The 26,075-nt window shown below is 48.3% G+C and carries 42 protein-coding genes, 1 tRNA gene and 1 other annotated feature; of the genes, 2 read left to right on the top strand and 41 right to left on the bottom strand.

What is annotated here, in order from left to right:
- Positions 1 to 120: 120 nt before the first annotated feature.
- Entirely contained in the window at positions 121 to 366 is a 246-nt protein-coding gene (acpP, locus tag AACT35_RS05210) for an acyl carrier protein (protein WP_012306651.1), read from the bottom strand.
- 248 nt (positions 367 to 614) lie between these two features.
- On the opposite strand from acpP, the gene gatA reads away from it, so the two are divergent.
- Positions 615 to 2,072 carry an Asp-tRNA(Asn)/Glu-tRNA(Gln) amidotransferase subunit GatA gene (gene gatA, locus AACT35_RS05205; protein ID WP_099241096.1) on the top strand — a complete coding sequence of 486 codons (1,458 nt, stop codon included), beginning with the start codon at positions 615 to 617 and terminating at the stop codon, positions 2,070 to 2,072.
- 195 nt (positions 2,073 to 2,267) lie between these two features.
- Here gatA and rplL read toward each other — a convergent pair whose 3' ends face one another.
- The 9 genes from rplL to AACT35_RS05160 form a co-directional block, all read right to left on the bottom strand.
- Positions 2,268 to 2,654, bottom strand: a complete 387-nt coding sequence (rplL, locus tag AACT35_RS05200; protein ID WP_030007220.1) for a 50S ribosomal protein L7/L12 — start codon at positions 2,652 to 2,654, stop codon at positions 2,268 to 2,270.
- An 87-nt stretch (positions 2,655 to 2,741) separates the two neighbouring features.
- A complete protein-coding gene (gene rplJ, locus AACT35_RS05195) occupies positions 2,742 to 3,269 on the bottom strand; it encodes a 50S ribosomal protein L10 (protein ID WP_012306654.1) in 528 nt (175 codons plus the stop codon).
- Between the two features lie 38 nt (positions 3,270 to 3,307).
- Positions 3,308 to 3,460, bottom strand: a sequence feature (ribosomal protein L10 leader region).
- Between the two features lie 22 nt (positions 3,461 to 3,482).
- A complete protein-coding gene (gene rplA / locus AACT35_RS05190; protein WP_030007219.1) occupies positions 3,483 to 4,199 on the bottom strand; it encodes a 50S ribosomal protein L1 in 717 nt (238 codons plus the stop codon).
- Between the two features lie 91 nt (positions 4,200 to 4,290).
- Complete coding sequence (gene rplK, locus AACT35_RS05185) at positions 4,291 to 4,716, bottom strand: 50S ribosomal protein L11 (protein ID WP_012306656.1); 426 nt, start codon at positions 4,714 to 4,716, stop codon at positions 4,291 to 4,293.
- Positions 4,717 to 4,718: 2 nt separating this feature from the next.
- Entirely contained in the window at positions 4,719 to 5,321 is a 603-nt protein-coding gene (gene nusG / locus AACT35_RS05180; protein WP_012306657.1) for a transcription termination/antitermination protein NusG, read from the bottom strand.
- Between the two features lie 18 nt (positions 5,322 to 5,339).
- Positions 5,340 to 5,573, bottom strand: a complete 234-nt coding sequence (gene secE / locus AACT35_RS05175) for a preprotein translocase subunit SecE (RefSeq protein ID WP_241270815.1) — start codon at positions 5,571 to 5,573, stop codon at positions 5,340 to 5,342.
- A gap of 55 nt (positions 5,574 to 5,628) precedes the next feature.
- Positions 5,629 to 5,701 (bottom strand) — tRNA-Trp (locus AACT35_RS05170).
- 95 nt (positions 5,702 to 5,796) lie between these two features.
- Positions 5,797 to 6,159 carry a 50S ribosomal protein L19 gene (rplS, locus tag AACT35_RS05165; protein ID WP_012306659.1) on the bottom strand — a complete coding sequence of 121 codons (363 nt, stop codon included), beginning with the start codon at positions 6,157 to 6,159 and terminating at the stop codon, positions 5,797 to 5,799.
- A gap of 173 nt (positions 6,160 to 6,332) precedes the next feature.
- Entirely contained in the window at positions 6,333 to 7,967 is a 1,635-nt protein-coding gene (locus AACT35_RS05160) for an iron uptake porin (protein WP_232318876.1), read from the bottom strand.
- 376 nt (positions 7,968 to 8,343) lie between these two features.
- On the opposite strand from AACT35_RS05160, the gene AACT35_RS05155 reads away from it, so the two are divergent.
- A complete protein-coding gene (locus AACT35_RS05155) occupies positions 8,344 to 8,667 on the top strand; it encodes a hypothetical protein (protein WP_030006180.1) in 324 nt (107 codons plus the stop codon).
- Between the two features lie 86 nt (positions 8,668 to 8,753).
- Here AACT35_RS05155 and prfA read toward each other — a convergent pair whose 3' ends face one another.
- From prfA to rplC, 31 genes are all read right to left on the bottom strand, one after another.
- A complete protein-coding gene (gene prfA / locus AACT35_RS05150; RefSeq protein ID WP_012306662.1) occupies positions 8,754 to 9,845 on the bottom strand; it encodes a peptide chain release factor 1 in 1,092 nt (363 codons plus the stop codon).
- Between the two features lie 100 nt (positions 9,846 to 9,945).
- Positions 9,946 to 10,176: a 50S ribosomal protein L31 gene (rpmE, locus tag AACT35_RS05145; RefSeq protein WP_062433273.1), complete on the bottom strand. Its 231-nt coding sequence runs from the start codon at positions 10,174 to 10,176 to the stop codon at positions 9,946 to 9,948.
- 86 nt (positions 10,177 to 10,262) lie between these two features.
- Positions 10,263 to 10,676: a 30S ribosomal protein S9 gene (gene rpsI, locus AACT35_RS05140; protein WP_012306664.1), complete on the bottom strand. Its 414-nt coding sequence runs from the start codon at positions 10,674 to 10,676 to the stop codon at positions 10,263 to 10,265.
- Positions 10,676 to 11,131 carry a 50S ribosomal protein L13 gene (gene rplM, locus AACT35_RS05135; protein WP_012306665.1) on the bottom strand — a complete coding sequence of 152 codons (456 nt, stop codon included), beginning with the start codon at positions 11,129 to 11,131 and terminating at the stop codon, positions 10,676 to 10,678. Before rplM ends, rpsI begins: the two co-directional genes overlap by 1 nt.
- Before the next feature lie 36 nt (positions 11,132 to 11,167).
- Positions 11,168 to 11,992: a tRNA pseudouridine(38-40) synthase TruA gene (gene truA, locus AACT35_RS05130; RefSeq protein ID WP_062433276.1), complete on the bottom strand. Its 825-nt coding sequence runs from the start codon at positions 11,990 to 11,992 to the stop codon at positions 11,168 to 11,170.
- Positions 11,993 to 12,016: 24 nt separating this feature from the next.
- Positions 12,017 to 12,367 (bottom strand): 50S ribosomal protein L17, encoded by a 351-nt coding sequence (gene rplQ, locus AACT35_RS05125; RefSeq protein ID WP_012306667.1) that lies wholly within the window; start codon positions 12,365 to 12,367, stop codon positions 12,017 to 12,019.
- A gap of 60 nt (positions 12,368 to 12,427) precedes the next feature.
- Positions 12,428 to 13,369: a DNA-directed RNA polymerase subunit alpha gene (locus AACT35_RS05120; RefSeq protein ID WP_012306668.1), complete on the bottom strand. Its 942-nt coding sequence runs from the start codon at positions 13,367 to 13,369 to the stop codon at positions 12,428 to 12,430.
- A 113-nt stretch (positions 13,370 to 13,482) separates the two neighbouring features.
- On the bottom strand, positions 13,483 to 13,872 hold the full coding sequence (gene rpsK / locus AACT35_RS05115; protein ID WP_012306669.1) for a 30S ribosomal protein S11: 390 nt from the start codon (positions 13,870 to 13,872) through the stop codon (positions 13,483 to 13,485).
- A gap of 59 nt (positions 13,873 to 13,931) precedes the next feature.
- Positions 13,932 to 14,309, bottom strand: a complete 378-nt coding sequence (gene rpsM / locus AACT35_RS05110; protein ID WP_099241095.1) for a 30S ribosomal protein S13 — start codon at positions 14,307 to 14,309, stop codon at positions 13,932 to 13,934.
- Positions 14,310 to 14,383: 74 nt separating this feature from the next.
- Positions 14,384 to 14,497, bottom strand: a complete 114-nt coding sequence (gene rpmJ, locus AACT35_RS05105; protein WP_071819462.1) for a 50S ribosomal protein L36 — start codon at positions 14,495 to 14,497, stop codon at positions 14,384 to 14,386.
- 138 nt (positions 14,498 to 14,635) lie between these two features.
- Positions 14,636 to 14,860, bottom strand: a complete 225-nt coding sequence (infA, locus tag AACT35_RS05100) for a translation initiation factor IF-1 (protein WP_006276978.1) — start codon at positions 14,858 to 14,860, stop codon at positions 14,636 to 14,638.
- 55 nt (positions 14,861 to 14,915) lie between these two features.
- On the bottom strand, positions 14,916 to 15,479 hold the full coding sequence (locus tag AACT35_RS05095) for an adenylate kinase (protein WP_099241094.1): 564 nt from the start codon (positions 15,477 to 15,479) through the stop codon (positions 14,916 to 14,918).
- An 85-nt stretch (positions 15,480 to 15,564) separates the two neighbouring features.
- Complete coding sequence (gene secY / locus AACT35_RS05090; protein WP_012306672.1) at positions 15,565 to 16,884, bottom strand: preprotein translocase subunit SecY; 1,320 nt, start codon at positions 16,882 to 16,884, stop codon at positions 15,565 to 15,567.
- Between the two features lie 97 nt (positions 16,885 to 16,981).
- Positions 16,982 to 17,422: a 50S ribosomal protein L15 gene (rplO, locus tag AACT35_RS05085; RefSeq protein ID WP_030006184.1), complete on the bottom strand. Its 441-nt coding sequence runs from the start codon at positions 17,420 to 17,422 to the stop codon at positions 16,982 to 16,984.
- 51 nt (positions 17,423 to 17,473) lie between these two features.
- On the bottom strand, positions 17,474 to 17,995 hold the full coding sequence (rpsE, locus tag AACT35_RS05080; protein ID WP_012306674.1) for a 30S ribosomal protein S5: 522 nt from the start codon (positions 17,993 to 17,995) through the stop codon (positions 17,474 to 17,476).
- Positions 17,996 to 18,025: 30 nt separating this feature from the next.
- Complete coding sequence (rplR, locus tag AACT35_RS05075; protein ID WP_012306675.1) at positions 18,026 to 18,388, bottom strand: 50S ribosomal protein L18; 363 nt, start codon at positions 18,386 to 18,388, stop codon at positions 18,026 to 18,028.
- A gap of 2 nt (positions 18,389 to 18,390) precedes the next feature.
- Complete coding sequence (gene rplF, locus AACT35_RS05070; RefSeq protein WP_012306676.1) at positions 18,391 to 18,933, bottom strand: 50S ribosomal protein L6; 543 nt, start codon at positions 18,931 to 18,933, stop codon at positions 18,391 to 18,393.
- A gap of 33 nt (positions 18,934 to 18,966) precedes the next feature.
- On the bottom strand, positions 18,967 to 19,368 hold the full coding sequence (rpsH, locus tag AACT35_RS05065) for a 30S ribosomal protein S8 (protein ID WP_030006186.1): 402 nt from the start codon (positions 19,366 to 19,368) through the stop codon (positions 18,967 to 18,969).
- A 25-nt stretch (positions 19,369 to 19,393) separates the two neighbouring features.
- Complete coding sequence (rplE, locus tag AACT35_RS05060; RefSeq protein ID WP_099241093.1) at positions 19,394 to 19,939, bottom strand: 50S ribosomal protein L5; 546 nt, start codon at positions 19,937 to 19,939, stop codon at positions 19,394 to 19,396.
- Between the two features lie 74 nt (positions 19,940 to 20,013).
- Positions 20,014 to 20,364: a 50S ribosomal protein L24 gene (rplX, locus tag AACT35_RS05055; RefSeq protein ID WP_099241092.1), complete on the bottom strand. Its 351-nt coding sequence runs from the start codon at positions 20,362 to 20,364 to the stop codon at positions 20,014 to 20,016.
- 2 nt (positions 20,365 to 20,366) lie between these two features.
- Complete coding sequence (gene rplN, locus AACT35_RS05050) at positions 20,367 to 20,735, bottom strand: 50S ribosomal protein L14 (protein WP_012306680.1); 369 nt, start codon at positions 20,733 to 20,735, stop codon at positions 20,367 to 20,369.
- A 52-nt stretch (positions 20,736 to 20,787) separates the two neighbouring features.
- Positions 20,788 to 21,027 (bottom strand): 30S ribosomal protein S17, encoded by a 240-nt coding sequence (rpsQ, locus tag AACT35_RS05045; protein WP_012306681.1) that lies wholly within the window; start codon positions 21,025 to 21,027, stop codon positions 20,788 to 20,790.
- A 21-nt stretch (positions 21,028 to 21,048) separates the two neighbouring features.
- Positions 21,049 to 21,255 carry a 50S ribosomal protein L29 gene (rpmC, locus tag AACT35_RS05040; protein WP_030006188.1) on the bottom strand — a complete coding sequence of 69 codons (207 nt, stop codon included), beginning with the start codon at positions 21,253 to 21,255 and terminating at the stop codon, positions 21,049 to 21,051.
- A gap of 3 nt (positions 21,256 to 21,258) precedes the next feature.
- Complete coding sequence (gene rplP / locus AACT35_RS05035) at positions 21,259 to 21,678, bottom strand: 50S ribosomal protein L16 (RefSeq protein WP_012306683.1); 420 nt, start codon at positions 21,676 to 21,678, stop codon at positions 21,259 to 21,261.
- A gap of 58 nt (positions 21,679 to 21,736) precedes the next feature.
- Complete coding sequence (gene rpsC, locus AACT35_RS05030) at positions 21,737 to 22,459, bottom strand: 30S ribosomal protein S3 (protein WP_099241091.1); 723 nt, start codon at positions 22,457 to 22,459, stop codon at positions 21,737 to 21,739.
- 45 nt (positions 22,460 to 22,504) lie between these two features.
- The gene (gene rplV / locus AACT35_RS05025) at positions 22,505 to 22,864 is read right to left on the bottom strand and encodes a 50S ribosomal protein L22 (RefSeq protein WP_030006189.1); all 360 of its coding nucleotides are present in this window, start codon (positions 22,862 to 22,864) and stop codon (positions 22,505 to 22,507) included.
- A 15-nt stretch (positions 22,865 to 22,879) separates the two neighbouring features.
- Entirely contained in the window at positions 22,880 to 23,158 is a 279-nt protein-coding gene (gene rpsS / locus AACT35_RS05020) for a 30S ribosomal protein S19 (protein ID WP_012306686.1), read from the bottom strand.
- A 36-nt stretch (positions 23,159 to 23,194) separates the two neighbouring features.
- Positions 23,195 to 24,022, bottom strand: a complete 828-nt coding sequence (gene rplB / locus AACT35_RS05015) for a 50S ribosomal protein L2 (protein ID WP_030006190.1) — start codon at positions 24,020 to 24,022, stop codon at positions 23,195 to 23,197.
- A gap of 22 nt (positions 24,023 to 24,044) precedes the next feature.
- The gene (locus AACT35_RS05010; protein WP_030006191.1) at positions 24,045 to 24,356 is read right to left on the bottom strand and encodes a 50S ribosomal protein L23; all 312 of its coding nucleotides are present in this window, start codon (positions 24,354 to 24,356) and stop codon (positions 24,045 to 24,047) included.
- 4 nt (positions 24,357 to 24,360) lie between these two features.
- Positions 24,361 to 24,993, bottom strand: coding sequence for a 50S ribosomal protein L4 (gene rplD / locus AACT35_RS05005; RefSeq protein ID WP_012306689.1), 633 nt, complete (start codon positions 24,991 to 24,993; stop codon positions 24,361 to 24,363).
- Positions 24,994 to 25,093: 100 nt separating this feature from the next.
- A complete protein-coding gene (gene rplC, locus AACT35_RS05000; RefSeq protein ID WP_012306690.1) occupies positions 25,094 to 25,735 on the bottom strand; it encodes a 50S ribosomal protein L3 in 642 nt (213 codons plus the stop codon).
- Between the last annotated feature and the right edge of the window lie 340 nt (positions 25,736 to 26,075).

Below are 26,075 nucleotides of genomic sequence, written 5' to 3'. Positions count from 1 at the left end.
AAAAGGCTTGTGCATCCAAAGGAAGCGACAATCAATCATAAAAACTAGCGAGAAAGCCGCGATAACTTTTGGAAGTTCGCAGCTCTGGAAGTTGAGGTTAAACTGACTAGACTAAATGGCTTAGTTGGCGCCAGTTTTTTCAGCGATGATGTTAACTGCTTCTCCCACCGTAGTGATTTTTTCAGCAACATCGTCGGGAATATCGATATCAAATTCTTCTTCGAAGGCCATGACCAGCTCGACTGTGTCGAGGGAGTCTGCATCAAGGTCACTGATGAAGTTTGATTCGGGGCTTACGGAGTCAGCATCGACATCCAGCTGATCAACGATAATATTTTTAATTTTGTCAAAAATTTCCTGATTCATTGATGATTCCTAAAAATCTACCTGAGCGGTTCCCATACTTTGTTAAAGAATATGAGCGCTCATAAATTTAGCATTTTGTTGTGCTGACTAAAAATAGACTTATTAAATTAACATAAGCTGGAGTTTATTGTATCGGATGCTGGTTCCCTTCCGAGGCGATCGCCGCAAAAATAATTTTTTAGAGATGATTGTCAGGGAGGAAGGCAAGTGGATAAACTGATTGGGGTATTTCAGAGAATATATAAAGCATGTCAGCCATCCGCACGCTACACCAACAACTCATTTCAAAGGAACGTTCTGCTGTCGAAATTTTGACGGAAACGTTTGCCCATATCGAAGCGGTGGAACCCAAGGTTAAAGCGTTTTTGACCCTGACTAAGGAGCAGGCCTTGGCCCAGGCGGCACAAGTGGATGCAAAAATTGCAGCGGGGGAAACCATTGGCCTCCTAGAAGGCATTCCCATTGCGATTAAGGATAATCTCTGTACAAAAGGCATTCAGACGACCTGTGCTTCGCGCATCCTCGAAGGCTTTGTGCCGACCTACGAATCGACAGTCACCCAGAAGTTGCAGGAAGCTGGGGCGATCATGGTGGGCAAAACCAATTTGGATGAGTTTGCCATGGGGAGTTCAACGGAAAATTCTGGCTATCAAGTGACGGGCAACCCTTGGGATGTGACGCGGGTACCGGGGGGATCCTCCGGGGGGTCAGCGGCGGCAGTGGCAGCGGGAGAAGCGCCGATCGCCCTGGGTTCAGATACTGGTGGCTCGATTCGACAACCGGCGTCTCTATGCGGGGTTGTGGGCCTTAAACCGACCTATGGTCTGGTGTCTCGTTTTGGCTTGGTGGCCTATGCGTCTTCTCTGGATCAAATTGGCCCCTTTGCGCGGACGGTGGAAGATACAGCAATTCTTTTAGAGGCGATCGCCGGCCATGATCCCAAAGATTCCACCAGTTTAGATGTGGATATTCCCCAATATAGTCAGTTACTCCAGCCGGAACTCCCCAAGGATAAGCCCCTCAAAATTGGCATCATCCAAGAAACTTTTGGGGAAGGGCTCGATCCAGAAGTGGCTGAAGCGGTTCAAAAGGCGATCGCCCAACTCCAGGAACTCGGTGCCGAAGTCGAAACCATTTCCTGTCCCCGCTTCCGTTACGGCTTACCCGCCTACTACATTATTGCCCCGTCCGAAGCCTCTGCAAATTTGGCCCGTTACGATGCCGTCAAATATGGCACCCGTAATGCTGCAGCCGATAACCTTGTTGATATGTACACCCAAACCCGGGCCGCTGGTTTTGGCCCCGAGGTAAAGCGCCGGATTATGCTCGGCACCTATACCCTCTCCGCTGGTTACTATGATGCCTACTACCTCAAAGCCCAGAAAGTACGCACTTTAATCAAAGAAGACTTCGATCAAGCCTTTGCCAAAGTGGATGTGCTCATTTGTCCCACTTCCCCCAGCACCGCTTTCAAAGCTGGCGCAAAAACCGACGATCCCCTCAGCATGTATCTTTCTGACTTGATGACCATTCCCGTCAATTTGGCCGGTCTGCCCGCCCTGAGTCTGCCCTGTGGTTTTGATGCCCAAGGACTCCCCATCGGGATGCAACTGATCAGCAATGTTCTCCGAGAGGATCTCTTACTTCAAGTAGCCCATGTCTATGAACAGGCAACGGCTTGGCACCAGAAAGAACCCCAACTCTAAAAAACTCTTGCAAGACAAATTCAACTTATAATTCCCCCTCAATCACTGCAGGGGGATTTTTTTATGCCGTAAGTGACATAGCAAAGACCTAATCATCCAGATCGAAAAAAAGCGAACAGGTCATCTGTTCGCTAATCAATTAATCAAATATCAGTTGAAGCTATACCTATCTAGCAATAGGCAAGTTGATATAAATTACTTAACGCTTGCTTTTGCACCGGCATCTTCAAGCTGCTTCTTGATGGCTTCAGCATCTTCTTTGCCAGTACCTTCTTTGATGGGCTTGGGCGCAGATTCAACCATTTCTTTGGCTTCCTTAAGACCGAGGCCAGTGATGCCACGAACAACCTTAAGAACAGCGATTTTCTTGTCAGCGGGAACTTCGTCGAGAATAACGTCAAATTCAGTCTTCTCTTCAACTTCCTCAGCAGCAGCAGCACCAGGGGCAGCCATTACCATGCCACCAACGGGAGCAGCAGCGCTAACGCCAAAGGTTTCTTCGATTTGCTTAACTAATTCAGCTGCTTCAAGCAGGGTTAGAGATTGCAACTTCTCCAAAATTTCATCGGTAGTAGCAGACATTTAATCTATCTCCTTAGTGAATAAAAATTACGTTTAGAACAACGAGAAAATTAAGCCGCCATGACATAGATCACGCGACGTTGAGGGTTAGGCTGCTTCTTTTTCGGAAACAGCTTTGATGGCTCTGGCCAAAGAACCCGGTACTTCGTTGATGCCGATGGCGATTTTTGCAGTAACTGCATTGATCGCACCTGCAATCTGACCGTAAAGTTGGTCTTTGGTGGGCAGATCACCGAGGGCTTCGATTTGGTCGCTGGTTAAAGCTTGACCTTCCATAACGCCGCCACGAAGTTCGGTTTTCTTCGTTGCTTTGCGGAATTCTTTGTAAGCTTTAACGGCGGAAGCAACATCTTCTCCAGCAATTAAAAATGCGGAGGAATCTTTTAAAAGAGATTGCACGGGTTGCCACGTTTCGTCACCATCAACGGCAATATGCATCAGCGTGTTTTTCGCAATTTTGCAATATGCCCCGGCAGGACGAAGGCGGTTACGTAAATCAGTGATTTCCGCAACGGTTAAACCCTTGTAATCAATCACAAAAGTAAGTTGTGCATCCTTGAGCAGATCCTTGATCTCAGCAACCAATTCTTGCTTATCTGCTAGCGATTTTCCCATTCTGTTCTCACCTCCTTTTTGGGGAAAGGTTATTAAAGTAGGGACAAAAAATAGACCCCAGCGACAATGCCAGGGTCACGCTCTTCTTCCAAGCAAACTTGGAAAAAAACTTGTTTAGTCTTGTAGCGTTTTACCTCGGCAGGATATTAAGCGATCGCCCCTGCTGTCTCTGGCATGAATACAAATCTATTTAATTGTTTTGCCTAAGACGACCTAGGCTTTTTCTTCAATGGAAAGATCCCGGAGGGCGTTGATATCCACCTGGATCGAAGGTCCCATGGAAGCAGAGACATAAATGCTCCGCCAGTAACGACCTTTGGCCCCAGAAGGACGATTCCGGTCGATGGTTTCCTGAAGAGCCTTTAAGTTTACCAGAAGATCTTCCGCAGCGAAAGAGGATTTGCCAAAAAGCACGTGGACAATCCCTGCACGGTCAGCCCGGAACTCTTGTTTTCCTGCTTTAAAGGCGGCGATCGCCGTGGCGACATCCGTAGTCACAGTGCCACCTTTGGGCGAAGGCATCAAACCACGGGGGCCAAGCTGACGACCCAAACGAGCCACCTTCGGCATCATATCCGGCGTTGCGATCAAGACTTCAAAGTCCATCATGCCCTTCTGGATATCTTCAATAAGTTCCTCAGAACCAACGAGATCCGCACCGGACTCCTCTGCAACCTTTACCTGTTCACCGCTAGTAATGACGGCGACCCGTACAGACTGGCCAGTACCTTTCGGAAAAGCAACAGTCGTTCTCAACTGCTGATCCGTGTACTTCGGATCAATCCCTAAACGGATGTGGGCCTCAGCCGTTTCATCAAACTTAGCTGTGGCAGTTTCTTTCAAAAGGGTCAAAGCTTCTAGAGGCTCATAGGCTCTATCTTCAACCTTTTCAAGCGCCTCACGAAGCCGACGAGATAATTTTTTTGCCATACTTACTCCTTGGGTACATAACGAGACACACGCCTCTCCCCAAACATAAAGATTAAAAACTTAACTGTTGTATCCAGTTTCCAAGCAGTTACTAATCCGTAACTGTGATGCCCATATTCCGTGCTGTACCGGCAACAATGTTCATTGCTGCTTCGATATCGTTCGCATTCAAATCAGGCATTTTAGTTTGGGCGATTTCCTGGAGTTGTGCCCGGGAGATAGAACCCGCCTTCTGCTTATTAGGCTGGGCAGAACCTTTCTCAACCCCGGCTGCCTTACGAATCAAGACAGAAGCGGGGGGCGTTTTCAGGATAAAGGTGAAACTCCGGTCTTCATATACCGAGATTTCTACAGGAATAATCATGCCTGCCTGGTCAGAAGTCTTTGCGTTGTACTCCTTACAGAAGGCCATGATGTTGACCCCATGCTGACCCAGGGCTGGCCCAACAGGAGGTGCAGGGTTGGCCTTACCCGCAGGCAAGGCTAATTTAATTACCGTAACAACTTTTTTTGCCATCGCTAGCTCTGTTTTTCCACTTGAGTAAATTCAAGTTCTACTGGCGTATCTCGACCAAAGATCGACAATAGAGCTTTCAGTTTGCTGCGCTCAGGGCTGACTTCAATGATCTCGCCTTCAAAATCCTTAAAAGGACCAGAAAGCACAAGAATTTTGTCGCCAATGGCCATATCGACTTTAACAGTCGGTTCAACAACCTGAGCTTGTTTAAAGATGCGCTCTACTTCAGACTTACTGAGAGGCACGGGTTTAACATGGCCCCGTCCCCGACCGTAGCTACGCTTCTGTTCGGCCCCAACAAAATTAATCACATGGGGCGTATTTTTGATAACCTGCCAAGCTTCATCATCTAGGGTCATCTGAATCAAGACATAACCAGGAAAAACTTTTTCTTCTCCATGTTGCCGACTGCCATCCTTACGGATTTTGACGGTTGGGGTTTGGGGAATCTGAACCTGAAAGATCCGATCCGCCACATCGAGAGTATGAATCCGTTGTTCAAGGTTTGCTTTGACTCTTTGTTCGCACCCAGATGCAACTTGGACGGCATACCAACGCGGTTTGGGTCCAGCTTGCGTTCCTGTGTATTCTTCTGAATGTTCCATAGAAAGTTAAAGAGTCTTTTAAAATACAGCACCTGAAACGAAAATGAAGAGATTGTCCACGACGTAGATAACAGTCGCAACAAGGATCACCATCAAAATGACAGCGGCAGATTCACTAATGAGCTGCTGGCGAGAGGGCCAAACAACCTTAGCTAGTTCTTCTTTTGTTTCATTGGCGTATTTCGTAACATCGAAACCTTCGGGCTTATTGGCTTCAGTCTCGACGGTCTTCTTTGTTTTGGCCACAATCAGAAACTCCTCCCAGAGCCACTGCAATACTTCAACTAAAGTTTAATGTAAATTGAAACGCGCCCTGGAGGACTCGAACCCCCGACATCAGGTTTTGGAGACCTGCGTTCTACCAACTGAACTAAGGACGCTTGGGTACTTGCTCTTAACAAGCCTTAGCAATCTTAGCACAGGTGGCAGGCTTTGTGCAAAACATTTTGAGCGAATCAAATGGATTACGAAAAGCCTAGATCGGGCGATCGAAACGTTGCTTGATCCGGGTTGCCTTACCAACGCGATCGCGCAAGTAATATAGTTTAGCCCGGCGGACTTTACCACGACGGATAACTTTGATGTTATCAACGAGGGGAGAGTGCAACAGGAAGACCCGTTCAACACCAATCCCTTGGAAGATTTTACGCACAGTGATGGTTTCGTTAATCCCACCATTGCGCATGGCAATAACGGTACCTTCGTAGGGCTGAACCCGTTCTTTGGTACCTTCCTTGATTTTGACTCCGACTCGAACGGTGTCGCCCACGTGGATGGTCGGGAGATCATCCTTGAGCTGTTCCGCTTCGATGGAGCGAATGATTGCTTCAGCGTTCATGGTTTTTCAAAAAACTCACAATTTATCAGTATATGTACAATACAACTTAAAGTCAAAATAAAACTCAGTTCCCTAAATTTAAAAGCTTAATAACTTCAAAAAAAAGTGAGCCGAAATCGACCCACTCTAAATACTCTTAGTTGTGAAGAACAACAATTCTCGGAAATCTCAATTTAAAAACTAAATCTAGTCCGAATTGCACCCACCACAATGGTGTCATTATTATCGTTATTGTTGGGGTTGAAAATGACATAAGCACCAGGAGTAATAGTGATATTGTCGTTCAACTTATAACGATACTGGAGCTCAGCAAGGTAAGAAGTGTCATCATTTTCACCAAGCGCATCAACGCCACTAGCGCTAGTTACCTTAGGCGGTTGACCGAAGATGAAGCCAAGAACGTTGCCATCGCCACCGACATCGAGGAGAGCCGCATTAACAGCCCAGTTCCAGATGTCTGCCTCGCCATCTCCTAATTCAAAGTCGGCTTTGGTGTAGCCAACCCAACCAGCAAGATTAAAACGAGAACCAACCATCCAACTACCTTCAATGCCGAAATTGTTAGCAGTCGTCGCTAAATTCCCAAAAGGACGTCTGGGCAGGCCATCGATAGTACTAGCGCTGAGGTTAACCGCATCAGATTTCTGGTATGTGTTGGTATAGGTAAACGCCAGATCAATCTTGTCGGTGGGAGAGAATGCTAGCTGAGCCCCAGTGACATAGCTACCATTAAAGAGACCATTCTTTTCTTCTGGATTATTGACGTCGCCATCGTCAGTCAAATAAATACCGGAGAGAGTAAATCTATCACTGAGATTGTAGTTGAAACCGACACCAGCACCGTCAGAACCACGTAAAGTGAGCGGGTTACGGCGGCCAAAACGAGACAAAGCACCATCACCACTGCTTTCAAAATAAGGGTTAGTCGCAGTAAAGACATCATCGATACCCATGCCAATGGCACCTACGTAACCACGGGCTCTGGAACCGACAGGGAACCGATAATACAACTTAGAAATTTCGACATCATTCCCGTTATCACCGTCAAAACCAAGACGAGCAGTACGAGTTCCAGTCGCATCATTTAACTCAGCAACATTACCAGCTTCCAAACGAGTACGGAGGCGGTCTCTGCCAGTGAAGCTAGTGTCGAGATTTAGACGAACACGGTTGCTGAAAGTAATTTGATCATCAATGTCTTCGCCATCACTGTCAGCTTTCTCTTCACCGAAGGCACCAACAAGGTTAAAGAGCACTTCCCCGCCGAGTTTGGTGGTAGTGGAGAATTGGTTGTCTTCAAGGAATTCAACGCGGCCTTCAAGGTCATCAACGCGAGCACCGAGGGTCGCAAGTTCGGCCTCAAATTCGTTCACGAGACGACGGAGTGCAGCGAGATCTTCGGGGGTTACTTCAGAAGTACCACTTTGAATCATCCGCTCGATTTGCTGTAAACAAGCGTTTAGACCAGCAGCAAATTCATAACGGCTGAGGGGACGGCTACCACGGAAAGTGCCATCGGGATAACCAACGATACAGTTGTAGTTTTCGACTAGGTTGCGCAGTGCGTCAAAGGCCCAGTCAGAAGGAGAAACATCGCTGAGTTGGAAAACGCTATTAACCTGAGCGATGTCGTCTTGGCTATAGCTGTTGATTTGATCGAGAAGTTCAGTGTTGGCTTGGGCAGTACCAGAAAAAGCTACAGTTGCGCCTAAGGCAACAGAAGCACCACTGAGAAAAGTTCTCACTGTTTTAGACATATTCGATTGAACCTCACACCTGAGATATTTTTTGACTTTGAGCTTGGGCATTTATGTTATTGATAAGCATGTTTTATTACTGCAAATCATTTTCAAAACGCCGCTTAGCAGTATAGCACTAGAAATTCACAACTTTCAATATCTGTAAAGTTGGATACGGGCTAGTTTATGGTTTGATGCACCTCTAGTGAACCAAAGGAGGATTAATATCGCCTTGATGTTGGATTAATGGCAGGTTAAAGATTCAAAATGGACGGACGGTGGTGTGTTGGAAATATGACAAAAAAGTTGACATAAACACGAAAGCGGTTAAGAAAATGCGTAAAGAGGCTTTCTAGGGGGATTCTCTCGCTACAGTGAAATTATTGGCAGAGGCGACAGGCGATCGCCCCAGGCCATGTAATTTTAGACAATGGGAAATTCAACTATGCAAGGACTTAACGACTGTCTCCGCCATAAGGTTGCGTATGTGGCGATCGGTGAATTTAAACCTGGACGGTTTGCCCAGGCCCAAACCCTCTATGAAAAAATTGTGTCCAGCTATTCAGAGGGATTCCAAGGGGCTTTTTTACTACAAAAAATGGGGCCAAACAGTGATCAAGGCATTGCGATGATCCTTTGGGACAATATTGAAGATATGGATAAAAATCAGACGGAGCTTAGCCAAAAAATTATGGCGGAAATGAATCCTCTCTTTGCAGAACCGCCAGAAACAGATTTTTACCAGGTTTGCAGTGAGGTTCAACCATAGGGAAGGGACTTCTGCTGAGCGGCGATCGCCTTTCCCAGGGCAGAACCCCTTCCGGCCTGCGGCCACCTTCCCCAGGGAAGGATTTATTAGCTTTCGGCGGCGAGTTGTTCGAGTTGAGCCTGTTGGTCTTGGGAAATACAAGCCTGGAGCATATCCTCAATATCTCCTTCTAGGGCCGGGGCTAAGGAAAAGTTTTGACCTAGGCGGTGATCTGTGACGCGATTATCTTTGTAATTGTAGGTGCGAATTTTTTCGGAACGGGCTCCAGTACCCACCTGGGATTTGCGCATGGAACTGACTTCCTCTTGCTGCCGCTGGAGTTCCATCTCATAGAGCTTTGCCCGGAGAATTTGCATTGCCCGCTCTCGGTTCTGTAATTGCGATCGCTCTTCTGTACAAAAGACGCGGATTCCCGTCGGTTTGTGGAACAGGTCAACGGCCGTTTCTACTTTGTTGACGTTTTGTCCCCCGGCCCCACCGGAACGGGCGGTGGTCATCTCAATGTCCTTAGGATCAATTTCGACTTCGACATCATCAACTTCTGGCATCACAGCAATGGTTGCTGTGGAGGTGTGAACCCGCCCCCCAGCTTCGGTAACAGGTACCCGCTGGACTCGGTGGACGCCAGCTTCATATTTTAATTTGCTGTAAACCTGCTCCCCTTGAATTTCCAGGATGACGGCCTTAAAGCCCCCCATATCGGCGGCCGATTCACTCAGGAGTTTCACCCGCCAGTTTTGACCTTCGGCATAGCGAGAATACATACGGAGCAGATCCCCAGCCCAAATGCTCGCTTCATCGCCCCCTGTTCCGGCGCGAATTTCTAACATGATGTTCTTTTCGTCGTTGGGATCCTTGGGTAACAGCAGAATCTTCAGACGATTTTCGAGGGTATCAATGGTATTTTCGAGTTCCTCGACTTCTAAAGCCGCCATTTCCTTCATTTCAGGATCTCCGGCGGATTCTTTGAGGATTTCCTTTGCTCCCCGGAGTTCTTCTTGTGCTTCTTTCCACTGATTGAAGGTATTTACTGTTTCTTCGAGGGAGGAGCGAATTTTTGCCACCCGTTGTAGCTCATCGGGGTTCGTCGCGATGTCGGGATCGGCCAGGCGTCGGGTCATTTCCTGGAAGGTTTGTTCGACGGACTTTAGTTTATCGAGTAAGTATGCTTCAGCCATAATGCACAGAACGTTTTTACGCTAGGGGAAGGAAAGAGATCCCTAAAAAACAAAGGAACCCAGCAGGGGGCTGCCGGGTTGGGAAAACTCAAGGAAATACCTATTTCTGGTCGTCGGAATTGTTGCTGAGCATACCGTACTTCCGGAGGAAACGGTCTACACGACCTTCGGTATCGATAATCTTTTGAGTTCCGGTGTAGAAGGGGTGGTTACCAGACCAAATTTCAACGTTGATTTCAGGTTGGGTAGAACCAATCGTCATCACAACCTCACCGTTACAGATGACTTTGGCCTCTGGGTACCATTCGGGATGAATATCAGCTTTGGGCATGGGAATTATTCTCTAATCAATTTAGTTTAATAAAATGCATAAAGGCGATCGCCACAATAGCCATAACGAACGCCAGACCAAATAAATTAACGCTTGGAGAACTGAGGCGCTTTGCGGGCCTTGTGTAAACCGTACTTTTTCCGTTCCTTACAGCGGGGGTCACGGGTCAAATAGCCTTCAATTTTTAGAGGCTGGCGGTTGTCTGGATCCAATTCACACAGCGCACGAGCAACACCCAGCTTCACGGCATCTGCTTGACCAGTCAAGCCACCACCATGGGCATTCACAAGAATGTCATACTCGCTTTCTAGGCCCAGGGTTTCCAGGGGAGACTTCAGCACCGCAAGGTAACCAGGAATCCGGTTGAAATAATCTTCCCCGGAGCGGTTGTTAACAACAACTTTGCCAGAACCAGGTACAAGGCGTACCCGGGCAATGGATGCCTTACGACGACCTGTTCCCCAGTAAATAGGGCGATCTTGAGTAGCGGTTGCGTTCATTAGTTATCTCCTCCGGGAATAGTATTGATGGTCAGAACTTCGGGTTGTTGGGCGGCATGGGGATGTTCAGTCCCAGCATAGACCTTTAGCTTGGTGAACAAACGACGACCGAGGGCATTTTTCGGCAGCATTCCTTTCACTGCTTTTTCGATAATGCGCTCAGGAATCCGGTCTTGCAGCTGATTAAAGGTTTCAACTTTCATCCCACCAGGACGACCGGAGTGACGACGGTAGAGCTTTTGCTCAGGCTTGCGACCCGTCACAACCACTTTTTCGGCATTCACGACAATCACAAAATCCCCAGTATCCATGTGGGGAGTGTATTCCGCTTTGTTCTTGCCCCGGAGTACTTTGGCAACTTCGCTGGCTAAACGACCCAAGCGTTGGTCAGCAGCATCGACCACGTACCATTTCTGGTCGAGGGTTTCTTGTTTCGGTAAAGGTGTCTTAATCATAAAATTTTTGCGCTAGATGACGCATAAGGAATTCAACTAATGAGTTAGTAGAAAAGTTGGCTGGGTATCAAACCAAATATGGGGTGGAAACAAAGGCTCAGGATAACCAACCCTAAGTAAACATAAGCCTTTTGCTGGGGCTGAATATTTTACAAGGTGTCGCTTCTCATTTTTCCAAATATCTTGGAATTGCGCTAAAGAAAGTTTACCTTGTCCAATGTCCACTAGCATCCCGACCAGTAGGCGAACCATCCCATACAAAAACCCATTGGCTTGAATTTCTATATGAATAAAGGAGCCTCGACGGGAACATTCTGCTGCCTGTACATTGACCCATGCATGGGATCGCTTGGAACCAGTCCGTTGAAAAGCAGCGAGGTGATGTTCACCCAATAGGGGCGTCAGGGCTGCTTGGATGAGAGTCTCATCGAGGGGGGCTTGGTAATAATGCCAAGCATAGGGCTGAATGAACAGGTTTGGGGTTGGGTGGGTATAGATGGTGTATCGATACCGTCGCCATTGGGCAGAAAATTGTGCGTGCCAATCCTGGGGAACTTCGCAAGCACCACGGATATTGATATCGGGTGGCAGGCGATCATTGAGGATTTTGGCCCATTTATAACCAGGGATTAGGCTTTCACATTCAAAGTGGGCGAATTGTCCGGCGGCATGGACACCACTATCGGTTCGGCCGGCACCATGAATTGTGATTTTTTGGCCGACAACGGTGGAGATTGTCTCTTCAATGACGGCTTGCACTGTTCTTTCTGCTGTCTGCCGTTGCCAACCACAAAAGTGAGTTCCGATATATTGGATGACCAACGCGATGCGTTTTCTGGGGTTGGCTTGGGACATGGGCATGGACAATTGGCAGATTAGTCTGGGTTAGACTAATTCGATAATTGCCATTTCTGCGTTGTCACCGCGACGACGAACAGTGCGCACAACGCGGCTATAACCCCCTTGGCGATCGCCATAGCGATCTTTTGCTTGGGCGAACAGAGCATGGACAAGATCTTTGTCGTACATATAGCCCAAAGCCCGACGACGGGCAGCCAAGGAACCATCTTTTGCCAAGGTGATCATGCGATCCACTTCAGAACGAACCGCTTTAGCCCGCGCTTTGGTGGTTTTTACTTGGCCATGGCGAATCAGTTGAGTGGTGAGGGCACGTAAGAGGGCCTTCCGTTGATCCGCCGGTCTCCCCAATTCGGGAACGCGACAACCGTGACGCATTTTTTCTTCCTCCCTAGGATGTAAACAGTACAGTCAATGAAAAATCAAATAAATTTAAACTTACTTCGCCGTTTTTTCTTCCGGTAAAGTAATGCCTAAACGGGTTTTGAGGGCATCGATCACTTCTTCGGCTGATTTTTGACCAAAGTTTTTGATTTCTAGCAAATCTTCTTGGCTATAGTCTAAAAGATCAGCGACAGAGTTGATTTGCGCCCGCTTGAGACAGTTGTAAGCCCGTACCGATAGCTGTAATTCTTCGATGGGAATTTGGCTAGTGGGATCTTCGTCCTCTTGCAACTCATCTTGGATGGCTTCGAGGGTGAGATCCTTGAGGGGATTAAACAGTTCAACGGCGATCGCCGCTGCCTGGGATAATGCTTCCTCTGGCTTAATACTACCGTTTGTCCAAATTTCAAGAGTTAGGCGATCGCGAACCGCGTCTCCCTCACTATGGATACTATCGACGCTATAGTTCACCTTAGTGACTGGCATGAACACCGCATCAATCTGTAGAAAATCTAAAGCAGTGGCCTCGTCCCGATTCCGCTGAACGGCGCGATAGCTTTTCCCCTTCTCGATCCGAAACTCCATTTCCAGCTTTGCACCATCAGCGAGGGTCGCAATATACTGGGTCGGATCTACGACCTCCACCTCAGAAGGCAGATCAAACTGAGCCGCTGTCACTTGACCAGGGCCAGTGGCTGTTAAGCGGCCAATCTGGGGCTGATGGGTGTAGCTCTTAAGAATGATTTCCTTCATATTGAGGATAATCTCAAGGGCATCTTCCCGCACACCAGGGATCGTCGCAAACTCATGGTTCACGCCACCAATCCGCAGCGCTGTTACGGCGGTTCCTTCTAAGTTAGACAGTAGAATTCGTCTGAGGGAATTGCCGAGGGTTGTTCCTTGACCCCGCTCTAGGGGTTCAAAGACAAACTTGCTATATTGACTTTGATTTTTGTGTGTTTTGCTTTCTACACACTCGATTTGAAACTGTGTCACGCTTTTTCTGATCTCCCGTTTTTCGCGATCTGAGCCAGGCACCAAGCCTTCAGACAAGATGGATATTTACTTGGACTGATTTTCCTGTTGTCAAGAATTCAGTCGCAGAGGATTTATACCCGTCTACGCTTGGGCGGACGACAACCATTGTGGGGAATGGGGGTGACATCGCGAATTAACGTAATCTCCAAACCAGCGGCTTGCAGAGCACGAATTGCCGTTTCACGACCCGCACCGGGGCCACTCACCATCACTTCGATTTGGCGCATGCCTTGTTCCATTGCGCGGCGAGCTGCGTTATCAGCGGCAGTTTGGGCAGCAAAGGGAGTCCCTTTTTTTGCTCCTTTAAAACCACTTGCACCGGCAGAAGACCAGGACACGGCATCGCCTTTGGTATCGGAGATGGTGACGATTGTGTTGTTAAAGGTGGATTGAATGTGGGCAACACCGTTGGGGATATTCTTTTTAACCTTCTTAGGGCTGCCTTTCTTTTGTCGTGCCATAATTTTGATTTGTAGAAGATAGGATAAATGCGTAGCTTTGTGAGGTAAAACTCAAGGGATTAACGCGGTGCTTTCTTCTTACCGGCAACAGTGACGCGACGACCACGGCGGGTGCGGGCATTGGTCCGGGTTCTTTGACCACGTACGGGCAAACCTTGGCGATGACGACGGCCCCGGTAGGTGCCGATGTCCACCAGACGCTTGATGTTCATGGACTCTAGACGTCTGAGATCCCCTTCAACTTGGTAGTTGTCGGTAACGTAAGACCGGAGCTTAAGAGCATCTTCGTCAGATAGCTCCCTTACTCTGGTGTCGGGGTTTACCCCAGTGTTTGCGATGATCTCCTGGGCTCTTGATAAACCAATGCCATACACATAGGTCAGGGCAATTTCAATGCGTTTATCGCGGGGAAGATCAACACCTGCAATTCGTGCCACGATTTTTTCTCCCTAAATGAACAATTTCAATAATTTATAAGTTACGGAATAAATGCCTCAGCGACTTCTACGGTTTACCCTTGACGTTGCTTGTGCTTGGGATTGGCGCAGATCACCATGACACGACCGCGACGGCGTATCACGCGACATTTATCACACATTTTTTTGACGGATGCTCGAACTTTCATAGGTTTTCAGGTTAGATTTAGCAATTTTCTATATATTGATTCTGCTATGAACCGATTGGCGATTAGCACAAAACTCCGCAAGCTTATCATCATAGCAAGTTTTTTTGCTATTGAATATAAGAAACGGATAGGATTGGCTTATTTTTTTCGGAGTCGGTAGGTGATCCGCCCTTTGGTTAAGTCGTAGGGGGTCAGTTCTACTTTGACGCGATCGCCCGGTAAAATTTTGATGTAATTCCGGCGAATTTTGCCAGAGATGTGGGCAAGCACATTAAAGCCATTGTCCAAGTCAACCCGGAACATAGCGTTGGGAAGGGACTCGGTGACGGTACCTTCCATTTCAATTAGATCTTGTTTAGACAAAACAAATAGATCTCCTAATAAATTTCATCAATCGGCATCGAGTTCTAACCAGGAGTTATGAAGCGATCGCCTGCTCTAGGGCGGCGGTAACTTCTTCGAGGGAGCGATCGCCATCGACGGATTTCAGAGAACCCTGTTTTTGGTAGAAGTCAATAACTGGGGCTGTTTGCTCCCGGTAAACTTCTAAACGACGCCGAATGGTCTCCTGGTTGTCATCTTTTCTGCCACGACTTAGTAAGCGTTCTACCAATGTGGCATCGGGAACTTCCAAGTTAAGGGCAACGTCACATTGCTGCTTCAGCTCAGTGAGTAAGGTGTTGAGGAACTTGGCTTGGCTCACATTGCGCGGAAAACCATCCAAAATCCAGCCTTGCTGGGCATCTTGCTCCTGTAGTCTTTCGCGAATTAAATTCAGAATCAGACTATCGGGCACTAATTCACCACGATCCACAAATCCCTGGGCCTGTTGGCCAAGTTCTGTTTGATTGGCGATCGCCGCCCGGAGAATTTCGCCAGTAGAAATGTGGGGGATTCCACAAGACTCTGCCAAAACCTGAGCTTGAGTGCCCTTTCCAGCCCCTGGGGGCCCCAAAAAAATTAACCTTACTCCCTGAGCCATAACGTCTCTATTCCCATCCAAATTGCTTACTAAATCAACAAAGAGTTTAGATATTCCAGCTAATATCTAAACCCTGCTAAAAACACTATTGTTTAACCATGCCTTCATAACGCTGGGAAATAACATAGGTTTGAATTTGCTTGGCTGTGTCAATCGCAACCCCCACCAAGATGAGTAGGGAAGTGGCCCCAAAACCCCGTAGAGTTGTGACCCCCGTTGCCCCTTCCACAAAAGTAGGAACCGTTGCGACTAAGCCAAGGAAAATTGCCCCCAATAGGGTCAAACGATTGATCACTTTTTCGAGGTATTCACTCGTGGCCCGACCAGGACGAATGCCAGGAATACTAGACCCCATCTTTTTCAAGTTCTGGGCCATATCTACCGGATTCACGATCAAAGACGCGTAGAAATAGCTGAAAAAGAGAATCAAAGCGAGATAGACCAACACATAGGGAATTCTGCCCGGTTGTAGCAGTGTCGAAATTGTGGCGATCGCTTGACCAAAGAACCCTTCCCCTGAGCCAGCCAGACCCGCCAAAGAAGAAGGCAGCACCAGAACAGCCGAGGCAAAAATAATCGGCATTACTCCACCCTGATTGAGTCGTAGGGGCAAGTAGCTTGTGCGTTCCCGATAGAGCTTACGACCCACCTGACGACGGGCAGAAACAATCGGAATCCGGCGTGTCCCTTCCTGCACAAACACAATCCCGACAATCATGATCAGAAAAACGACCAGCAGCAAAATGACTTTAGCAATCACTGCTCGACCACCAGTCTGAGCAAATTCAATAGTATTGCCTAAAGTTCTTGGTAATACGGCCACAATGTTGACGAAAATCAACAGAGAAGCCCCATTGCCTAAACCTTTTTCGGTAATCAGCTCAGAAATCCACATCACAAAGACAGATCCCGCCGTCAGTGCTAATGTGGTTTCCAACACGAAAGTAAAACCAGGATCTAAAGCATAGGGGCGCAGAATTTGCAGCGTGATCCCAAAACTTTGTAAAGCCGCCCAGCCCACCGTCACATAACGGATAATCTGGGAAATTTTACGACGCCCAGCCTCGCCATCATTCTTTTGCATATCCTCAAGGGCAGGAATAGCCGCCGTCATGAGCTGCATAATAATTGAGGCATTGATGTAGGGAAGGATCCCTAGGGCAAAAATGCCGACAGCGGAAAGACCACCACCGGCAAATACATCTAGAAAGCCCAAGAGAGGAGAATTTTGGATCCCCTCACTTAGGGCCACCCGGTCAATGCCGGGAATTGGAATAAAAACGCCAAACCGAACAAGAACCAAAAGACCAAGGGTGACAAGCAGACGACCCCGAAGGCCAGCGGCTTGTGCCATTTGCATAAAGGTTTCCTGGGCGGTTGGTGTTTTTTCGCGACTGACAACCATAGTGATGTTCTCTTCGGGAGTTTACGTAATGAACAGTTCTAAGAAGTATTAAGCAACCTTGATAAATTCTAACTTAGTGCTTTGTTCCCGAATTTTTCTAGGCTTCACAACTGCCGCCAGCCGCCTCGATTTTTGCTTTAGCGCCGTTAGAAAACGCCGCCGCAGTTACTTTGAGAGCAACGGACAATTCACCATCACCAAGAACCTTGAGGGGGCCATCGTTAGTGGTGACAATGCCTGCTGCCATTAAGCTTTCAAGGGTAACTTCTGTGTTGGCTGGCAGATCAGCTAATTGGCCAACATTCACAATGGTGAAGTTTTTCGGATTCACGATGGTGAAGTGCTTTAGCTTCGGTACACGGCGGTAAAGGGGCATTTGTCCCCCTTCAAATCCAGCTTTTGTACCAGTACCAGAACGGGATTTTTGACCCCGCATGCCGAAGCCACAGCTTGCGCCTTGGCCAGCAGCAATGCCACGGCCGACACGACGACGACGCTTCTTTGACCCCGCTTTGGGGGATAGATTGGATAACTTCATGGTTTTTTTGAGTAAACGTTTTACTAATGTCCTTAGCCCGCCAAATTAGGGTTAGGCATAGATCCGTTCGATAGAAACGCCACGCTCTTGGGCAACGGAAGAGAAACTCCGGAGGTTACCCAATGCATCAACGGTCGCCCGAGCATTGTTCAGGGGGCTACTAGAACCCAATTGTTTGGCGAGAATGTTTTTCACACCAGCGAGTTCGAGCACAGTCCGCACAGCACCACCGGCAATTACACCGGTACCGGGAGCAGCGGGACGCATCATTACTTTTGCGCCACCAGCAACGCCATTGATCCGGTGGGTAATGGTGTTGGTTTTTGTTAAAGGAACATCGACAACGTGTTTTTTCGCATCGGAGACACCTTTGCGAACAGCACCAATGACATCTCCTGCTTTACCGACGCCAACGCCGACCTTTCCGGTCTCATTGCCAATGACAACAATGGCGCGAAAACTGAGTTTCTTACCACCCTTGACAACTTTGCTGACGCGACGGATTTGGATCACACGCTCTTGCCAGTTTGTTTCTTTTTCTTTGTTCTTTGATGATTTACGACGCTTTGCCATAATTATTTTCCTAATGATTTCATCAACAGCTTAAAAGTCCAGACCGGCTTCTCTAGCGGCATCTGCTAAGGCTTTGACACGACCATGATAAAGGTTACCGCCGCGATCAAAGACGACTTTGGTAATGCCTTTTTCGAGGGCGCGCTTGGCAATGAGATTACCGACTGCAGTGGAAGCTGAGATGTTACCACCGGATGCGAGTTCGCCCTTGAGATCTTTGTCTAGGGTAGAAGCAGCCACTAGGGTATGTTGCTTCTCATCGTCAATCACCTGGGCATAGATATGCTTGTGGGAGCGGAATACTGCTAAACGAGGGCGATCGCCAGTCCCTTCGACACGACGGCGAATACGGAAATGACGACGCTGCGTGAGTTGTTTGCGAGTTGCTTTCATCTCTACTTCTTACCTGCCTTACCAGCTTTACGTCTGATGTATTCACCTTGGTAACGGATCCCTTTACCTTTGTAGGGTTCAGGAGGTCTGACAGCACGAACTTTAGCAGCCGTGTTACCCACAACCTCTTTATCAATACCAGAGATGATCACTTGAGTATTTTTTTCACCCATAGCCGCAGTCACGCCTTCAGGCATTTGCATTTCTACAGGCTTACTGTAGCCCACATTAAGGGTGAGCTTATTTCCCTGTACCTGGGCCCGATAACCAACACCGATAATTTCGAGTTGTTTAGAGTAACCCTGGGAAACGCCTTCAATCATGTTAGCCACAAGGGTGCGGCACAAGCCATGACGTTCGCGGGCCGTCCGAGAGTTATCCACGGGGGAGACAACAATGGTGTTGTCTTCTTGGGTGACAGTTACTTTTTCGGGTAATGTCCGCTCAAGGGAACCTTTCGGGCCCTTAACCGCAACATTGGCACCATTGAGGGTAACGGTCACTTTGTCGGGGATGGGAATTGGTTTTTTACCAATACGAGACATTCGTTTTTCTCCTGATATCAACTTCAGCCACGATTACCAGACGTAGCAAAGAATTTCACCACCAATACCTTCTTTACGGGCTTGGCGATCTGTCATCACGCCTTTGGAAGTTGAAATAATCGCAATTCCAATCCCACCGAGCACGCGAGGCAAGTCTTTGTGGTTACTGTATACCCGAAGCCCCGGCTTACTTACCCGTTGAAGTTTTTGGATAATCGGTTGACGATTACGACCTTTGTACTTCAGGGAAATAACAAGGTGTTTTTCAATCCCTTCACCTGCTTCGGTGTAGTTGTCAATGAAACCTTCGTCCTTCAGCACTTCAGCAATGCTCCGGGTCATGCGAGTCATCGGGACTTTTGTGTTGTCATGCTGCACCATGCACGCATTACGGATGCGGGTGAGCATATCGGAAATGGTATCGTTAGCCGCCATTATTACCTTTAATCTCTCCTAAGATTTAGCTTTCACGGAAGGGCATACCCATTTCTCTCAGCAGCGCACGACCTTCTTCATCGGTTCTCGCGGTGGTGATGATGGAAATGTCCATTCCTCGGATTTGATCAATGGAATCGTAGTCAATTTCAGGGAAAATCAGTTGCTCACGAATCCCTAAGCTGTAGTTGCCACGTCCATCGAAACTTCTAGGGCTGATGCCACGGAAGTCACGGATGCGGGGCAGGGCTAAGCTGATGAGACGATCCAAAAAGGAATACATTTTTTCGGAGCGCAGCGTCACCATCACGCCGACGGGCATCCCTTCACGAATCTTGAAGCCGGCGATCGCCTTTTTCGCACGGGTGATTACGGGGCGTTGACCAGTGATGGTTGACAGTTCCTTAATAGAAGACTCCATTGCCTTGGCATTAGAAGAAGCTTCCCCGAGACCCCGGTTCACTGAAATTTTGACAAGCTTGGGCACTTCATGGACATTGCTGTACCCAAACTGCTCCGTTAATTTAGGAACAATATTGTCTTGATAAAGGGTTTTGAGTCTTTGAGACATAGATTTTACGTTTAACCTCCCTGGGCTTGGTCAGGGAAAAACTAAATGTAGATAAAAATTTCAAGAAAAGCCGATTAGTCGATCACTTCACCGGTTTTCTTTAATACACGCACTTTACGGCCATCTTCAGTCAGCTGGTAGCCAATGCGACTAGCGACTTTTTCCTTCTCGGAATAGTGCATCACATTGGAGCTGTGGATCGGTGCTTCAAAGGTTTGAATCTGACCCGACTCACCTTCCTGTTGAGGCTTGACATGCTTGGTGCGGATATTGACATCCTTGACTACGACTTTGCTGGATTTGGGCAGGGTCTTAATGACTTCGCCTACTTTGCCTTTGTCGCGACCAGAAATGACTTGAACCGTATCACCCGTTTTCACATGCATTTTGTGACGTGTGTGGGTGGAACTTTTGCGTCCTGCCATGGTTAGATGACCTCCGGTGCAAGGGAAACAATTTTGGTGAAGTTTTTATCCCGTAACTCACGGGCGACGGGACCAAAAACACGGGTGCCTTTCGGATTGCCTTCTGCATTGATAATGACAGCGGCATTGTCATCGAAACGAATACTCATACCGCTAGCACGGCGGAGTGGTTGACGCGTCCGCACGATAACGGCTCGAACGACATCAGATTTTTTGACACCCATGTTGGGAATTGCTTCTTTAACAACAGCGATGATTTGATCACCGATGCCACCATAACGACAATTCCCTGTACTCAGAACCCGTAAGCACATCAGTTTACGAGCACCGCTATTATCGGCAACATTAAGATAGGTTTGTTGTTGAATCACGGCTTTACGGTAAGGGTAAAGAAAATAGATTAGGGTCAACAGTTAGTAAAAACTATTGGTTGAGGATTTCGGCAATAGTCCAGCGCTTGGTTTTGCTGGTGGGAGGGGTTTCGCGAATACGAACGCGATCGCCAACTTTGCACTTATTTTCCTCGTCGTGGGCTTTAAAACGCTTGGTCTTAACCACGATTTTTTTGTATTTCGGGTGGGGAGAGCGGTTTTCCACAGCCACAATCACGGTTTTATCCATCTTGTCGCTGACGACCATTCCCACTCTTTCTTTCGTAGCCATACGAGATTCTGTCTCCTACTTTTACTGAGCTTGGAGTTGTCTTTGGCGCTCAACCGTCATCAACTGGGCGAGACGGTGACGAGCATGCTTGATCTCATGGGTTTTCTCCAGGCGACCAGTACCTTGTTGGAGACGGAGGTCAAACAATTGTTTCTTGACGGCAACGATTTCGTCAGCAAGCTCTTGGTCATTGAGTTTGCGAGCATCTTCAATCTTGGGTAAAGGCATGATTTAGATATACTCCTCGTTGCGGGTGATGAACTTGGTTTTAATCGGCAGCTTTTGGGCCGCAAGGCGCATGGCTTCACGGGCGATCGGCTCAGCGACACCATTCATCTCAAACATGATCCGGCCGGGCTTAACCACAGCAACCCAGAATTCAGGGTTACCTTTACCAGAACCCATACGGGTTTCCGCCGGACGCATGGTGATGGGCTTATCGGGGAAAATTCGGATCCAAATCTTACCACCCCGCTTGATGTAACGGGTCATCGCACGACGGGCGGCTTCAATTTGACGGGCGGTAATCCAACTGGGTTCCACGGCTTGGAGCGCGTAGTCACCAAATTGAATGTTGTTGCCGCGATACGCCATTCCCCGCATGCGACCGCGATGCTGCTTCCGGAATTTTGTACGTTTTGGACTTAGCATTGTTTCCTAAAGGGTAAACAGTGAGGGTAGAAAATTAAATTGCCAGTAGTTGGGCAATTTATTGTTCGCTACGGTCTTCAAACTGCTGACGTCGGGATTTACGACGGGGCAGAGGGGCAGCATTAGCGGCAGAAGTTTCTTCTTGACCCGGAATAATTTCGCCTTTGAAGATCCAAACTTTAATCCCAAGAATTCCGTAAATGGTTTGGGCAGTTTTGTAAGAGTAGTCGATATCAGCGCGGAGTGTGTGTAGGGGAACACGTCCTTCACGTACCCACTCTGTCCGGGCAATTTCTGCACCGTTTAAGCGACCACTTACTTGGATTTTGATCCCTTGAACTTCCGCTCTTTGGGCCCGTTGAACGGCTTGGCGAACAACCCGACGGAAAGACACCCGTCGCTCAAGTTGCTGAACGATATATTCAGCGATGAGGGCAGCGTCGGCGTCAACGCGGTTAACTTCGACAACGTTGATGCGGATTTGGCGCTGATCGCCAAGGACATCCTGGAGACCTGTTCTGAGGGCTTCGATGCCAGAACCACCACGGCCAACGACAACACCGGGCCGGGCAGTGTGAATCTCTAGGTCAACTTGATCGGCTTTACGCTCGATCAAAACTTTGGAGATACCAGCGTTATTGAGGCTTGCATCAATGTGCTGGCGGATTTTGTAGTCCTCCTGCACGAGGGCAGGGTATTGTTTGGGGTCGGCGTACCACCGGGAGAGGTGCTCTTTTGTAATCCCCAAACGGAAACCAACTGGATGAATTTTCTGTCCCACGGTTTGTTCCTTTTGATGTTTACGATCTACGACAGGTTAGGAGTACTATTCGGCAGCACCAGGGGCCACAGCAACGGTGATGTGACAGGTGGGCTTACGAATTTGATAAGCACGTCCTTGGGCCCGGGGGCGGAACCGCTTCAACACGGGGCCAGCATCAGCAAAGGCTGCACTAACAACGAGATCGGCGGGGTCTAACCCTTCGTTATGTTCCGCATTGGCAACGGCAGATCGTAAAACCTTCAGTACAGGTTCACAAGCGCGATAGGGCATAAATTCGAGAATGATCAAGGCTTCGCGGTAGCTACGGCCACGAATCTGATCGAGGACTCGTCTGACCTTGATCGGAGACATCCGAATATAGCGGGCGATCGCCTTGACTTCAGTTTGAGTATCGATAGTCATTGTTTTCTTTAACCCTTATCGACGTGCTTTCTTATCACTCTTGGCATGGCCCTTGAAGGTCCGTGTGGGGGCAAATTCTCCCAGCTTGTGACCTACCATTTGCTCAGACACAAAAACAGGCACATGTTGGCGACCGTTGTGAACGGCGATCGTGTGACCCACCATCTGAGGCAAAATTGTCGATGCCCGTGACCAAGTTTTAATCACTTGTTTATCACCGGAAGCATTGAGCTTCTCGATTTTTTTTAGGAGGCTGTCCGCGATGAACGGACCCTTTTTCAGTGAACGACCCATAGTTTCTTACAGCGTGTAATGAACAAAAATAGATAATTAACGGCGACGGCGCACAATCAAAGAGCTACTTTGCTTCTTCTTCTTGCGAGTCTTCTTACCGAGGGCAGGTTTACCCCAAGGCGTCACAGGACCACTGCGACCAATGGGTGCTCTACCCTCACCACCACCATGGGGGTGATCTACCGGGTTCATAACACTACCGCGGACTTGGGGCCGACGTCCCAGGTGACGGGTTCTCCCCGCTTTCCCAAGCTTCAGGTTCCGAGCTTCAGCGTTGCCCACTTTGCCAATGGTGGCGTAGCACTCTTTGCGAACCATCCGGACTTCCTTAGAGGGCAGCTTGATGGTGACATAATCACCTTCTTTAGCGACCAATTGGGCAAAAGCACCCGCAGAACGAACCATTTGGCCACCACGACCGGCATAAAGCTCGATATTGTGGATTTCAGTACCAAGGGGGATTTTGTAGAGCGGTAAAGCATTGCCGATTTCGTAGGGAGCTTCTTCCCCAGCGATAATCGTGTCACCGACGCCAAGGCCAGCTGGTTGCAGGATATAGCGTTTTTCGCCATCTTCGTACTGCACCAGGGCGATGCGAGCATTCCGGTTTGGATCGTACTCAATCGCAATCACCTGGGCGGTCATATCCCGCTTGTCGCGGCGAAAATCGATCAGACGATAAAGACGCTTATGGCCACCACCCCGGTGACGACAAGTGATCACACCACGGTTGTTACGGCCTTTTTTGCGGTGTTTGTATTTAGTAAGAGATTTTTCCGGTTTGGATTTGGTAATCTCCGAAAAGTCAGAGACCGTAGCCTGACGAGTTCCCGGAGTATATGGTCTAAATGAACGAATACCCATGATTTATTCAAGTGAATGACGACTATACTTCTGGGAACAATGTGATTGTATCCCCTTCTGCCAAGGTGATGACTGCCCGCTTGTACTGGGGTTTGAAGCCCATAAAGCGACCAACGCGCTTTTTCTTGCGGGGTGGCCGACTGGTGTTGACCTTAACAACTTTGACTTCAAACAGAGTTTCAATGGCTGCTTTGATGTCGGTTTTTGTTGCTTTGAGGGCAACATCAAACACATATTTGTTGTCTTCAAGCAGAATTGTCGCCTTTTCACTAACAATGGGCTTGAGAATTAGATCAGCGAGGTCACGGGTTGGAACCCGGCTCGCGGTAGGCATTCTACTAGTCATTGTAAACCTCCTGGATTTTAGCCAGTGCTTCGGAGGTGACTACGATTTTGCCAGCGTTGAGAATATCAAAAATATTCAAACCATCGGCAGGAACCATTTTCACAGAAGCAATGTTGCGGGCAGAGAGATATACGTTGTCAGTCATCTCAGCAAGTACAAGGAGTACTTTTTCCCCGGATGCGACGCCCCAGCGGGTCATGGCATTGACCAACTCTTTGGTTTTGGGAGCGGCAAATTGCTCGGCAAAGTTTTCAACGACGATGAGATCTTCGTTCCGGCTGTGGAAAGCGGTACGAAGTGCTAAACGACGCTCTTTGCGGTTCATTTTGAGGTTGTACTCTTTGGGTTTGGGGCCAAAGATGACACCGCCACCTTTCCATAATGGGGAACGGATTGAACCAGCTCTTGCCCGGCCAGTTCCTTTTTGACGCCAAGGTTTGCGTCCACCCCCACGGACTTCTGCACGGGTTTTCGTGGAAGAAGTTCCCTGACGTGCGTTATTTAGCTGACGTACAAGGGCGCGGTGGACAATATGTGCGGCATTTTCTTCTTTGGCGACTTTGAAGTCGAGGTTGGCCTGGCCAACTTCTTCTCCTTGCCAATTTTTTACTGCGCAGTTAACCATAGTGATGAAGTATCGGATTATCGGTTATCAGCTAATGAAATAAATAAAGCTGTGGTTTTTCGTAAAGGGGTTGCAAATGGCGATCGCCACGCAAGCCCAATTACTTTTGGCCCACAATATTGCTCGGAGCAATACTTAATAAATTGCCGGCTTTGCCAGGAATTGCACCTTTGATCAGCAATAAATTCTTTTCTTCGTCAACGCGAACGACTTCGAGTTTACGGACGGTGATCTTGGTTCCACCATAACGACCCGCCATGCGCTTACCGGGATAAACACGACCGGGAGTCGTCCCTGCACCGGTAGAACCGGGGAGACGGTGGTTCTTAGAACCGTGGGTCATGTTGCCTCGCTTAAAGTTATGGCGTTTTTGATAACCAGCGAAACCACGACCAATGGTATTTCCAGAAACATCGACAACTTGGCCGGCCTCAAAAATATTCGCGGTGATCGCTTGGCCAAGTTCATAGCCAGAAACGTCGTCGAGGCGATATTCCTTGAGGTGGCGGAGGGGGGCAGCATCTGCTTTTTTGAGATGCCCCAGTTGAGGCTTCGTTAAGTTCTTTTCCTTAACGTCTCCGTAGCCGATTTGCACGGAGGTGTAGCCATCTGTTTCGGAGGTTTTGATTTGGGTGACGGTACAGGGCCCTGCTTGGACAACGGTAACAGGAATCGCAGTTCCAGTTTCGTTATCAAAGATTTGGGTCATACCGAGTTTAGTACCGAGGATACCGAGTGACACGGAACAGAGACCTCTATCTACTAATAGACAACATTAAAAGGTGAGTAGAAATAATATGAACCGCTCCCGAAGGAGTTGTGGTTCTTGTCTTCTACTCTTGGATATTCAGAGTGTTTTATGGCTCTGAAAGGTTTTTGCCTACAGGTAGGTGTGCTACGTTTTACCCAAGACTTAAAGCGCTTGCTTCAGTATCTTGCTGTAACTGTAGGAGGGGGGCTGTCGCTTGGGGCGATCGCCTAAAAATTGTGACCGGAAAATGCAGCCTGAGGGAAGCCTGTTTCTGGGTTGAACCGATGCGACGAACAAGGGGGCAGGGGTTCTATGCTTCGTCAGGAAACTT

It is taken from the genome of Synechococcus sp. BDU 130192 (assembly GCF_963876085.1).
In the GTDB taxonomy this organism is placed as follows: Bacteria; Cyanobacteriota; Cyanobacteriia; order Cyanobacteriales; family MRBY01; genus MRBY01.
Note: the sequence above shows the minus strand (reverse complement) of the source record. Positions and strands in the feature narration are given on the sequence as shown.